Raw genomic sequence first — 11,684 nt, 5'->3', positions numbered from 1 at the left:
GATGAACGCATCTCACCCCACGTCCGCCCGCCGCACGAAAAAGCTGCCGCCGCTGCGCGTCGGTATCGGCGGCCCGGTTGGCTCCGGCAAGACCACGCTGCTCGAAATGCTCTGCAAGGCGATGCGCGACCGGTACGACCTCGTCGCGATCACGAACGACATCTACACGAAGGAAGACCAGCGCCTGCTGACCGTCGCCGGCGCGCTGCCGGAAGAGCGGATCATGGGCGTCGAGACGGGCGGCTGCCCGCACACCGCGATCCGCGAGGACGCGTCGATCAACCTCGAGGCGGTCGACCGGATGCTCGCGCGCTTTCCCGACGCGGACATCGTGTTCATCGAATCGGGCGGCGACAATCTCGCGGCGACGTTCAGCCCGGAGCTGTCGGACCTGACGATCTACGTGATCGACGTCGCCGGCGGCGAGAAGATTCCGCGCAAGGGCGGCCCCGGCATCACGAAGTCGGATCTGCTCGTGATCAACAAGACGGATCTCGCGCCGCTCGTCGGCGCGAACCTCGACGTGATGGCGTCCGACACGAAGAAGATGCGCGGCGAGCGTCCGTACGTGATGACGAACCTGAAGGCACTCGATGGTGTCGCGGACGTCGTCTCGTTCATCGAAAGGAAGGGATTGCTCAGCCTCTGAACGACGGACTTCCCGGCCGTTGATCCTCAGGCGTGCTCCGAAGCAGTGGTGAAGCGGCGCCGATAAAGACAACGGCTGCAAAATTCAGACACTCTACATTACATTTTCTTTACACGCCCGAGTGCGTTGCCTAAGATAGCGCTGTCTGTTCGACAGCCTTCTCGCATCGATCGCCCCTCGAATGTGACTCGACCGCCGCACAGACACTTAAGAATCCTTATTTTTCATCGTCAAGGAGTGTCAAATGGGTCGTAAGGTCAAAAATTTCCATGTCTTTTGCGATTACGCAACCACCGACAAATACTCGGCAGTTGAGCTTCACATGGAACTGCCGATCCCACATGCCGACCTGAAAAAAGTTCAGGGATGGCTCGATTCGGGCGAATGGGATTCCGCCGAAGCCTATCTCGTCGGGAAATATCCACAGTATTTCAACCTCCTCAAAGAATGGCTTGCCGCGAGCAAGGCACGCAGCGAAGGGTCTGCTACCCGAGCCGATCTCGTTGCCGCATAAATTTCCCAGCGGATCGTCTTGACCACAATCAAGCAAGAGGATGTCGACCACAGGCCGCGCGGCCTGATATGGGCGGCCGTCGCGCGTTTAGCTACTGTCGCCCTCTTCTTCGACGGCATCGGGCCGCTGCTCCCAGGAATGGCGGCAGCCTATCAATTACCCGACGACATCTTCCAGCTACTTCTTGGGGCCTGCGAAATCGTCTTCGCATGCTTCCTGCTCGTTTCCGTTCCCATCATCCGGATGATCGGACTCTATCGATCCTCCGCACTTTCCTGTCTTTATCTGGGAATTTCCGCGGTGCTCATCTGCATTACCCGGAATGCCAACTTGTTTGTAGTCCTCTTCATTTCGATGTTTGCGATCAACAGCATCGGCTCGAACGCGACTCGCGTCGCGTTGCGGAAGGTCACATCCAACGAAGAATATAAACGCCTGTTTGCGTGGGCGATGGGATGTGTCGAGATCAAGCAAATCGCGATGCCGGTCGTGACAGGCATGATTGCCGTTGCGTTCGGATGGCGCTGGGCGTTTATCGCGATCGTTTCTCCCGTCGTCATTGTAGGGATGTGGATTGAATGGGCACACAGGAAGCAACCGCTTCAACACAGGCCGACGGAATCGCACAGTCCTGGCATATCGCACTGGCGCGCCGTCGCCGCCATGCCGTCTTTTCTCACACCGACATTGATCGCAGCCGCATTTCAGGTCGCACTCAGTCCGCTTGGCACGCGGCTGCCTTTCATTCTTGCCAATGAAGCACACCTTACCCCGACGATGGTCGGCTTATTTTTATCGATCGATAGCGCGGTGATCGCCATCAGTCTTTTCCTGAGCGGCTATCTGGCATCGCACTGGCCAAGCCATCTGCTGATCAAATCAGGCATATTCGTCATGCTGACCGGCCTTTTGATCATGGCGATCAGCCATTTTTCAGGTATCTACTGGCTGATTTCCGGAATCATCGTCGTGACGGCGGCTTATGGCTTCATCGTTGTGCCATGTTCGGCGGATGCCATGAACGTGCCGGAAGAATACAGGACCGAAGCATCGGCCCTTTTTGGATTCGTCCAGCCCGTCATTGGCGGCCTTTCCGTCGCATGCGCGACGGCATTGGGCGCATCACAGATTGGCGGCTCGATCGCTCTGACAATCCTGTCGTTCGGATTGGTCGCGGCGACATCAATCACGATGCTCGACCGGCGCAGGCCATAGCAACTTCGTCAGGCTTGAACTTGCGCAACCTCTACCGGATATCGTCCGAACCTGCGGCCGGCGGCAGCAGCGCCGACAGCACGTCGACCGTGCGCGCGGTCGCGCCGCGATGACGCGCGGCGAACGCGGCACCCGCCGCGCCCATCGCGATGCGCCGCGCGTTGTCCGCGAACAGCGCATCCAGCGTGCGCGCGAGATCCGCGGGATCCGCGACCTGCTGCGCGGCGCCCGCCGCGACCGCATCGGCGGTCGCCTGCGTGAAATTGAACACGTGCGGGCCGATCAGCACCGGTGTGCCGACCGCGCATGCCTCGATCAGATTCTGCCCGCCGAGCGGCAGCAGGCTGCCGCCGATGAACGCAACGTCGGACGCCGCGTAATACGCGCCGAGTTCACCCATCGAATCGCCGAGCAACACCGTCACGCTGTGCGGCAGCACCGGCGCCGCCGGCTGCCCGGCGGCCGGCGCGGCCCCATCGGCCGATGGGGCCGAAGCGGCCGATGCGGCCACCCATTCGGTGCGCCGCACGCACGTGAAGCCGCTTTTCGCGACGAGCGCCTCGACCTCGTCGAACCGCTGCGGATGGCGCGGCACGAGAATCAGCAACGCGCCCGGCTTCGACATCGCGGCGAACGCCTGCAGCACGAGCGCTTCCTCGTTCTCGCGCGTGCTCGCCGCGACCCAGACCGGCCGCGTGCCGATCGCCTCGCGCCACGCGCGGCCGCGCGCGACGAGCTCGGGCGGCGTCGCCATGTCGAACTTCAGATTGCCGAGCACCGCGACCTGGCGCGCGCCGAGCGCGGTCAGCCGCTCCGCGTCGGACGGGCTCTGCGCGAGCACCCGCGAGAATCCGCCGAACACGTCGCGCGCCGCCGCGCCGAACTTCGCTGCGCGCCGATACGAGCGCGCCGACATCCGCGCATTCGTCAGCACGAGCGGCACCTGCGCGCGGCGGCATTCGTCGATCAGCGTCGGCCACACCTCGGTCTCCATCACGAGCCCGAGCGTCGGCCGCCATGCGCGCAGAAAGCGCCGCACCGCGCCCGGCATGTCGTACGGCAGATAGCAGCGCGACACGCGCGCGCCGAAGAGCTGCTCGCCGGTCGCGCGGCCGCTCGGCGTCATGTGCGTGAGCAGGATCCGCGCGTCGGGACGCGCGTTCATCAGCGCATCGATCAGCGGCTGCGCGGCGCGCGTCTCGCCGACCGACACCGCATGCACCCAGATCAGCGGCGCCGCGTCGTCGCGCAGGCGGCCCGGCCCGTGGCCGAAGCGCTCGCCGATATGCTCGCGATAGCCGCGCTCCTTGCGCGAGCGCACGAGAAGCCGCACGACCGCGACCGGCGCGACGAGCCACCACAGCGCGCGATAGATCGCTCTCAGCATCGTTGCGCTCCCGCTTTCGTCACGCGCGCGTTCAAACGAGCGCCCTGCCCGTCAGCCGCTCGAGAATGCCGAGCGGGGCGCGAGACCGGTCCGCCATCGCGTCGACCGGCAGGAAGAACGTCTGCTCGAGCATGAACTGGCCGGACATCACCGCGTGCGACGTCTGATCGGAGAAGCAGATCCACACGCTGCCCGGCGGGAACGGCATCGTCTGCTGCGGGCAATTTTTCTGGTAGTCGAGATCGGCCTTCATCCCGTCGTGCAGGTTCAGCATCAGATGGTCGTACGCGCTGCGCGGCGACTTCGTCACGTGCAGCAGATTCAGCAGCCACGCGGCGCCCGGCAGCTGCGGCGCGATCTTCGGCAGGAAGCGCTTCGCGACGTCCTCGAACGGCTCGCCGACGCGCCATACGCGCGGCGCGCCATGCGGATTCACGTTCGTGAACACGCGCAGGATCCGCTCGCCGTAGTTCGGCCGCGACGGGAACGCGTCGACGTGCAGCCGGCTGTCGTCCTTGCGCCACGACGTCTGGCGCGTCTCGACCTGCATCAGGCGCAGGCTCGTCGGCGCGACGCGCAGATGCCCGCGGTATTCGGGAAAGAGGCCGTCGACGAGCGCGCCCGCGTGCTGCTGGAAGCGCGCGACGAGCGCACGCGCCGCCGACTGCGTGACCGCGTCGCCGAGCACGCCGGCGAGCGCGCCGCCGTTCGGCGCGAGGCTGATGTTCTTGCGTTTCGGGTCGGCGAGCGCGGGGTCGAGCAGCGCTTCCTCGCCGCCTTCGATCGCGAAGCGCAGATGCGGGAAGTAGAGCACCTTGCCCTGTTCGACCGCCGCGAGCAGTTGCTCGCGCGGCACCGACAGGTTGCGGCCGCTCCAGTCGGCGGACGTGACTTCGATGATCTGGGATTCGCTCATGGTCACCGTGGTTACAGCAGGCCGAAGCCCGACAGCGCCGACTTCACCTGCGAGATCGACGGCGGCTGCCCGGCCGTGCCGAGGTTGACGACGTTCGGCGACCAGTAGCCGCCGGTACGCCAGGACGTCGAGAAATTGTACAGTTCGACGGTCGGCTTCTTCAGCGCTGCGGCGATGTGAACCAGGCCGGTATCGACGCCGACCGTTGCCGCCGCGCCGTCGACGAGCCCGACGACGGCCGGCAGCGACAGCCGCGGCGGCACGATCGCGGCCGCGCCGAATTCCTTCGCGAGCCGCTCGCTGGTTTCGCGCTCCGCGTCGCTGCCCCACGGCAGCACGAGCGACGCGCCGCGCCGCACGAGCGACTGGCCGAGCTCGATCCACGCGGCGTCGGGCCACTGCTTGTCCGTGCGCGACGTCGCGTGCACGAACACGACGTACGGCACCGGCAGGTTCAGGTCGAACGCGGACAGCGCGCGCGCGGCTTCGCGGGTGTCGAGGCCGAAGTCGAGGTCGTCGCCGGGCGTCGGCGCCGGATCGCCGAGCGCGGCCGCGACGAGTTGCCGCGAGCGCTCGACGACGTGCGTGCGCGGCGCAATCGGCACGCGCTTGCCGTAGAAGAAGCGCACCGGCCATTCATAGCCGGCGCCGTCGGTGCGATTGCCGAGGCCGACGAGCGGCCCGCGCGCCCAGCTCGCGACCCACGCGGTCTTGATGAGCCCCTGGCAGTCGATCACGAGGTCGTAACGCTCGGCCGCGAGCTGGCGCCGGAACGCGCGGATCTCGCGCCAGGTCGATGCGGCGAGCGGCGCCTTGCGCCAGCGGCGCAGCGAGAACGGCAGCACGTTGCGCACGCCGTCGACGAGCTTCACGAGGCCGACGAAGCCTTCCTCGACGAGCCAGTCGATCTGCGCGTCGGGGTGGTGCCGGCGAATGTCGGCGATCACCGGCATGTTGTGCACGACGTCGCCTAGCGACGATACACGCACGATCAGGATCTTTTGCACGCTGAAAAAACGCCGGCGGGGGCCGGCGACTGGCATAAAGACGCGATTTTATCGCGGGCGGCGGGTCAGACAGGCGAAAACCGCAAACACGACCGCGTTTCCAAAGAAAAGCCCCACGATCGTGGGGCCTTCTTCATCACACCGCCGCCTCGCTCAAAACGGCAGCTTCGCATCCGGCTTCGCCGCCGTCAGCACCCGCCGGAAATCCGCCTGGATCCGCTCGAGCCCGGCCTGCGTCTCCGACTCGAAGCGCAGCACGACCACCGGCGTCGTGTTCGACGACCGCGCGAGCCCGAACCCGTCCGGATACTCGACACGCAGCCCGTCGATCGTCACGACCTCGTCCGCGCCGTCGAACTTCGCTTCCTTCTGCAACTTGTCGATCAGCGCGAAGTTCTCGCCCTCGTCGAGCTTCAGCTGCAGCTCCGGCGTCGACATCGCATTCGGCAGCGCGTTCAGCACGTCGCTCGGGTTCGCGCTCTTCGCGAGGATCTCGAGCAGCCGCGCGCCGGTGTAAAGGCCGTCGTCGAACCCATACCAGCGATCCTTGAAGAACACGTGCCCGCTCATCTCGCCCGCGAGCGGCGCGCCGGTCTCGCGCAGCTTCGCCTTCACGAGCGAGTGGCCCGTCTTCCACATCAGCGGCTCGCCGCCGTTGTCCTTCACCCACTTCGCGAGATGGCGCGTGCACTTCACGTCGTAGATGATCCGCGCACCCGGATGCCGCGACAGCACTTCCTGCGCGAACAGCATCAACTGGCGATCCGGATAGATGATCGCGCCGTCCTTCGTGACGACGCCGAGCCGGTCGCCATCGCCGTCGAACGCGAAACCGATCTCCGCGTCGGTCTCCTTCAGCGCGCGGATCACGTCCTGCAGGTTCTCCGGATGCGCGGGGTCCGGATGGTGGTTCGGGAAATGGCCGTCGATCTCGGTGAACAACTCGACGAGCTCGCAACCGAGCGCCTTGAACAGGCGTGGCCCGAGTTCGCCCGCGACGCCGTTGCCCGCATCGACGACGATCTTCAGCGGCCGCGCGAGCTTCACGTCGCCGACGATCCGCTCGATGTACTGGTCGGCGACGTCGTATCGCTCGTACGACCCGGCGCCGGACTCGAAGCGCGCATCGACGATCCGCCGATACAGCGCCTGGATCTGCTCGCCGTAGATCGCGGCGCCGCGCAGCACCATCTTGAAGCCGTTGTAGTCGGGCGGATTGTGGCTGCCGGTCACGACGATGCACGAATCGACACGGCGCTCGCCGCCCGCGAGCGCGAGCGGCACGCTCGCCGCGAAATAGCCGACCGGCGTCGGCACCATGCCGACGTCGACCACGTCGACGCCCGCCGCGCGCAGGCCGTCGGCGAGCGCGCCGACGAGCTCGGGGCCCGACAGCCGGCCGTCGCGCGCGACAACGACCGCGTCGCCGCCCTGCGCGCGCACCTCGCTGCCGAACGCGCGCCCGATCGCGCGCGCGGTGTCGGCGTCGAGCGTCTTGCCGACGACGCCACGGATGTCGTATGCCTTGAAGATGGATTGGGAAATCATCGAATCACTCTCTGTTGCCTGTATTGGAAAATCCTGGCCGCCCGCGACGGGCCACGGCGGAAGCGGCATCGAACCCACTTATAATGGCTGGCTTTGATCCACGCGGAGCCGTCCATTTTAATGCCCCACCGTGCCGCCGCCGCGCCGACGCGCCCGGTCGCGATCCCGCCCCTTTCGCGCGGGCGCGCCCGATGCTGAAGCGCCTCGCGAACCCGGACGTCGCGCAGGCGTTCTCGAACCTCGTCTGGCTGGGCCTCGAGCGGCTCACGCAGATCGGCGTCGCGATCGCGATCAGCGGCCTGCTCGCCCGCTACTTCGGGCCGGACGCATTCGGCAAGTGGCAGTACGCGAACACGCTGCTGCTCGTGCTGTCGCCGCTCACGTGGGTCTGCGGCGCCGAAATCCTCGTGCCGACGATCGTCCAGGCCCCGCCGGAGCGGCTCGGCGCGGTGCTCGGCAGCGCGTTCGTGCTGCGCATCGCGGTCGCCGTCGTCACGGTCGTCGCAACCTGGGCGTGGATCGCCGCCGGCATGCTCGATCCGCTCGTCGGCGCGATGCTCACCGGCCTCGCGGTGACGCTCGTGCTGCGCGAGCCGTTCATCGCGACCGTCAGCTCGTGGCTGCAGAGCATGACCTACAGCAAGCCGCTGCTGCTGTCGAGCATCGTGACCGCGGTCGCGAAGGCCGTGCTCGTCTGGCTGCTCGTGCGCGCGGCGATGCATCCCGCGACGTTCAGCTGGCTGTGGGTGCTCGAGTCGGTCGCGATCTCCGTCTCGCTGATGCTCTACTACCGGCGCCGCCACGGCGGCTCGCTCGGCTGGCGCGTCGACTGGTCGCTGCTGCGTCATTTCACGACGGCCGGCACGGTGTTCTGGCTCGGTCTGATCTGCATGTATCTGTTCCTCAAGCTCGATCGCCTGATGCTCGAGCGGCACGTGTCGTTCGCCGATCTCGGCCTCTACTCGGCCGCGCAGCAGCTGAACGAGAACTGGATCACGCTCGCGCTGATGCTCGCGCAGACGATCGCGCCCGCGTTCGTGTACCGCGTGCAGGACATCGCGCGGCTGCGCCGCAACGTCGTGCGGCTGATCGCGATGACGGCCGCGCTGATGATCGCCGGCGCGCTCGTGCTCGACGCGCTCGCGCCGCTCATCGTCGGCAAGGTGTTCGGGCCGGGCTACGAGGCGTCGGTCGGCATCTTCCGCTGGGCCGTGTGGCTGTCGGTGCCGGCGGGCATCGAGGCGATAGGCAATCTTATCGTTCTCAAATATCAAGCAAAATTCGTTTTATTGACGAAATGGGTGCTCGCGCTCGCGATCGCCGCGCTCGTCAACCAGCTCGCGATCCCGCCGCTCGGCCTGTACGGCGCGCTCGTCGGGCTCGCGGCCGGCTATCTGGCGGCCGCGGCCGTCAATTTTTATTACATTCGCCTGAAGCTCGGCTCATGACGCCCCCTTCCACCCCGCCGCGCGCCGCCGCGCCGCTCGACGACGTCGCGGTGCTGATGCCCGCGTACAACGCGCACGACGACGTCGTCCGCACGCTCGCGTCGTTGCGCGAGGACGCGCCGGTGCACGTGCTGATCGTCGACGACGGCAGCACGCCGCCGATCGCCGTGCCCGCGCTGCCGGGCCTTGCGGTCGACGTGCTGCGGATGCCGGAAAACGGCGGGATCGAGCGTGCGCTGCAGGCCGGCATCGACGCGCTCGCCGCGCGCGGCTTCCGCTACGCGGCGCGCATCGACGCGGGCGATCTCGCCGCGCCCGGGCGGCTCGCGAAGCAGCGCGCGTATCTCGGCGCGCATCCGGGCGTCGCGTGCGTCGGGATGTGGACGCAGGTCGTGTCGCGCGACGGCCGGCCGCTTTTCATGCTGACGCCGCCCGCCGAGCCGCGCGCGCTGCGCCGCACGCGCTTTCTGCGCTCGCCGCTCGTGCATCCGTCGGTGATGCTGCGGATCGACGCGGTCCGCGAGGTCGGCAACTACCGCGCGAAATACCGCGCGGCCGAGGATCTCGATCTTTTTTTGCGGTTAATGCGACGCTACGATTGCGCGAACTTGCCGGAGCTCGGACTCTATTACGAACTGAACGAAGGCGGGATCAGCGCGACGAAGCGCCGGCGCCAGCTCGTGTCGACGCTCGCGCTGCTGCTGCGCCATTTCGATGCGCTGAATCCGTACGACTGGGCCGGCCTCGCAAAGAACCTGCTGCATTTCGTGACGCCGTACCGGACGCTGCAGCGGGTCAAGCGCGCGTTGTTTGCGGCCGGGTAGCGTCATGGCCGCGAGGCGATTCGCGCCGTGCGCGGCTACGGTATGATGCGGTTCAAAGCGGCACCCTAGTGTCGACTGGAGATCTGAAATGCTGGATGTGCGGAGTCTGGAAACCGCCGGGCCTGCCGAGGAAGGTCGCTTTTTTGAAGCGTTCGAACGTGAAGTAGAAGGCACCGGCGACGAAGCGGCTCGTCATCACCTGAATGCGGGCCGCCCGATCTATGTCGGCGAAGATGCCTTTCCCGGCCGGGTGGTCCGGTTGTATCCGGATGGGCGTCGCGAGCTGATGCGACTCGATGAACACAATGTCCTGGTTGTGGAGCGGGCGCTTTGAGGCCACAGGTCTGGGTGGTCGCGGGGCCGAACGGATCGGGCAAAACGACGTTCGCGCGCAAGTTTCTTTTCGGCAGACTCCCCGTTGTCAACCCGGATGATATTGCCGAAGCCGACCGGGTCAGTCCCGTTGGTGCCGGCAGACTGGCGATACGTCGTCAGCAAGCGCTTCTTGAGGCCAAGGAGAGCTTCGCATTCGAAACGACCTTATCCGGCCGTCATGAACTGGATTTGATGAAGCAGGCCGCCCTGTACGGGTACAAGGTCAACCTTGTTTTCATCGCGCTCGGAACCCCCGACCTCTCGATTGGCCGAATCGTTCAACGGGTGCTGGACGGCGGTCACGATATCCCGGCAGTCGATGTGAAGCGCCGCTACGAGCGGAGCATGAAGAATCTTCCCGACGCGTTGCGTCTGGCTGACCGGGCATTCCTGATTGATAACGCTCGGGCGCGTCCGCGTGTGCTGATCTCGATCGATGCCGGCAAGCTCAAGCGTGTGGGGCGTGATTTGCCCCCGTGGGCGGCTGAGGCACTGTCGAAGTCCGATGCCGCATAGCCGAAGTTGGCCCGACGTTGGCCCGAAGTTGCCCCGAAGTTGCCCATAACGCGCCGTTCCGTCGCATTTGCTCTGGCACCTTGCGTCGATGACGCCCGCCACACAACCGATTTATCGACGATTTATTTTTCTTTTTTTTCATGGCCTCCTCTGCTCTGCGCATCGCACTCGTCTGCAACACGGCCTGGGCGATCTACACGTACCGGCACGGACTGATCCGGATGCTCGTCGCGAGCGGCGCCGAGGTCGTCGTGATCGCGCCGCGCGACCGCACCGTGCCGCTGCTCGAAGAGATGGGCTGCCGCTACGTGCCGCTCGCGGTCGCGTCGAAAGGCACGAGCCCGCGCGAGGATCTGCGCACGCTCGCCGCGCTGCGCCGCCACTACCGCGCGCTGAAGCCGGACCTCGTGTTTCATTACACGATCAAGCCGAACATCTACGGATCGATCGCCGCGTGGCTCGCGCGCGTGCCGTCGATCGCGGTCACGACCGGGCTCGGCTACGTGTTCATCCAGCAAAGCCGCGCGGCGAGCGTCGCGAAGCGCCTGTACCGCTTCGCGTTCCGCTTCCCGCGCGAGGTCTGGTTCCTGAACCGCGACGACCTCGACACGTTCTCCGCCGAGCGGCTGCTCGCCTATCCGGACCGCGCGCGGCTGCTGCACGGCGAAGGCGTCGATCTGCAACAGTTCGCGCCGGTGCCGCTGCCCGTGCGCGACGCGCCGGTGTTCATCCTGATCGGCCGGCTGCTGTGGGACAAGGGCGTGCGCGAGTACATCGACGCGGCCCGCGCGGTGCGCGCGCGCCATCCGAACGCGCGCTTCCAGCTGCTCGGGCCGCTCGGCGTCGACAATCCGAGCGCGATCGGCCGCGCGGACGTCGACGCGTGGGTGAACGAAGGGATCGTCGAATATCTCGGCGAGGCGCACGACGTGCGCCCGCACATCGCGGCGGCCGACTGCGTCGTGCTGCCGTCGTATCGCGAAGGCGTGCCGCGCACGCTGATGGAGGCGTCCGCGATGGGCCGGCCGATCGTCGCGACCGACGTGCCGGGCTGCCGCGACGTCGTCGCCGACGGCGACACCGGCCTGCTGTGCGCGGTGCGCGACAGCGCGAGCCTCGCCGACGGCCTGAACCGGATGATCGACCTCGGGCCCGACGGGCGCGCGGCGATGGGCGCGCGCGGCAGACGCAAGGTCGCCGACGAGTTCGACGAGCAGAAGGTCGTCGCGCGCTACCGGAATACGATTCACACGCTGACGGGCGTCAGCCTCTGAAGGAGCAAAAA

At 66.5% G+C, this 11,684-nt stretch carries 12 protein-coding genes; 8 read left to right on the top strand and 4 right to left on the bottom strand.

Annotation, left to right across the window (positions count from 1 at the left end):
* Window position 1 precedes the first annotated feature (1 nt).
* From ureG to HZI36_RS19740, 3 genes are all read left to right on the top strand, one after another.
* A complete protein-coding gene (gene ureG, locus HZI36_RS19750) occupies window positions 2–649 on the top strand; it encodes an urease accessory protein UreG (protein ID WP_179404348.1) in 648 nt (215 codons plus the stop codon).
* A 244-nt stretch (window positions 650–893) separates the two neighbouring features.
* On the top strand, window positions 894–1,163 hold the full coding sequence (locus HZI36_RS19745; RefSeq protein ID WP_179404347.1) for a hypothetical protein: 270 nt from the start codon (window positions 894–896) through the stop codon (window positions 1,161–1,163).
* Between the two features lie 18 nt (window positions 1,164–1,181).
* The gene (locus tag HZI36_RS19740) at window positions 1,182–2,378 is read left to right on the top strand and encodes an MFS transporter (protein ID WP_179404346.1); all 1,197 of its coding nucleotides are present in this window, start codon (window positions 1,182–1,184) and stop codon (window positions 2,376–2,378) included.
* Window positions 2,379–2,409: 31 nt separating this feature from the next.
* Here the strand turns inward: HZI36_RS19740 and waaA are convergent, their stop codons facing one another.
* The 4 genes from waaA to HZI36_RS19720 form a co-directional block, all read right to left on the bottom strand.
* Window positions 2,410–3,765 (bottom strand): lipid IV(A) 3-deoxy-D-manno-octulosonic acid transferase, encoded by a 1,356-nt coding sequence (waaA, locus tag HZI36_RS19735; RefSeq protein ID WP_179404345.1) that lies wholly within the window; start codon window positions 3,763–3,765, stop codon window positions 2,410–2,412.
* Window positions 3,766–3,796: 31 nt separating this feature from the next.
* Window positions 3,797–4,681, bottom strand: a complete 885-nt coding sequence (gene kdoO, locus HZI36_RS19730; RefSeq protein WP_179404344.1) for a Kdo hydroxylase KdoO — start codon at window positions 4,679–4,681, stop codon at window positions 3,797–3,799.
* 11 nt (window positions 4,682–4,692) lie between these two features.
* On the bottom strand, window positions 4,693–5,688 hold the full coding sequence (waaC, locus tag HZI36_RS19725) for a lipopolysaccharide heptosyltransferase I (RefSeq protein WP_179404343.1): 996 nt from the start codon (window positions 5,686–5,688) through the stop codon (window positions 4,693–4,695).
* 153 nt (window positions 5,689–5,841) lie between these two features.
* A complete protein-coding gene (locus HZI36_RS19720; protein ID WP_179404342.1) occupies window positions 5,842–7,236 on the bottom strand; it encodes a phosphomannomutase/phosphoglucomutase in 1,395 nt (464 codons plus the stop codon).
* Between the two features lie 191 nt (window positions 7,237–7,427).
* Here HZI36_RS19720 and HZI36_RS19715 point away from each other — a divergent pair, with 191 nt between their 5' ends.
* From HZI36_RS19715 to HZI36_RS19695, 5 genes are all read left to right on the top strand, one after another.
* On the top strand, window positions 7,428–8,684 hold the full coding sequence (locus HZI36_RS19715; protein WP_179404341.1) for an oligosaccharide flippase family protein: 1,257 nt from the start codon (window positions 7,428–7,430) through the stop codon (window positions 8,682–8,684).
* Window positions 8,681–9,508 carry a glycosyltransferase gene (locus HZI36_RS19710; protein WP_179404340.1) on the top strand — a complete coding sequence of 276 codons (828 nt, stop codon included), beginning with the start codon at window positions 8,681–8,683 and terminating at the stop codon, window positions 9,506–9,508. Before HZI36_RS19715 ends, HZI36_RS19710 begins: the two co-directional genes overlap by 4 nt.
* A gap of 88 nt (window positions 9,509–9,596) precedes the next feature.
* A complete protein-coding gene (locus HZI36_RS19705; RefSeq protein WP_179404339.1) occupies window positions 9,597–9,842 on the top strand; it encodes a hypothetical protein in 246 nt (81 codons plus the stop codon).
* The gene (locus tag HZI36_RS19700) at window positions 9,839–10,399 is read left to right on the top strand and encodes an ATPase (protein ID WP_179404338.1); all 561 of its coding nucleotides are present in this window, start codon (window positions 9,839–9,841) and stop codon (window positions 10,397–10,399) included. The genes HZI36_RS19705 and HZI36_RS19700 overlap by 4 nt, the downstream gene beginning before the upstream one ends.
* A 140-nt stretch (window positions 10,400–10,539) precedes the next feature.
* Entirely contained in the window at window positions 10,540–11,673 is a 1,134-nt protein-coding gene (locus tag HZI36_RS19695) for a glycosyltransferase family 4 protein (RefSeq protein ID WP_179404337.1), read from the top strand.
* The last annotated feature ends 11 nt before the right edge of the window (window positions 11,674–11,684 follow it).

Origin of the sequence: Burkholderia guangdongensis (genome assembly GCF_013403875.1) — a bacterium.
GTDB lineage: Bacteria > Pseudomonadota > Gammaproteobacteria > Burkholderiales > Burkholderiaceae > Burkholderia > Burkholderia guangdongensis.
The sequence above is the reverse complement of the archived record's forward strand: the minus strand, read 5'-3'. Positions and strand labels throughout refer to the sequence as shown.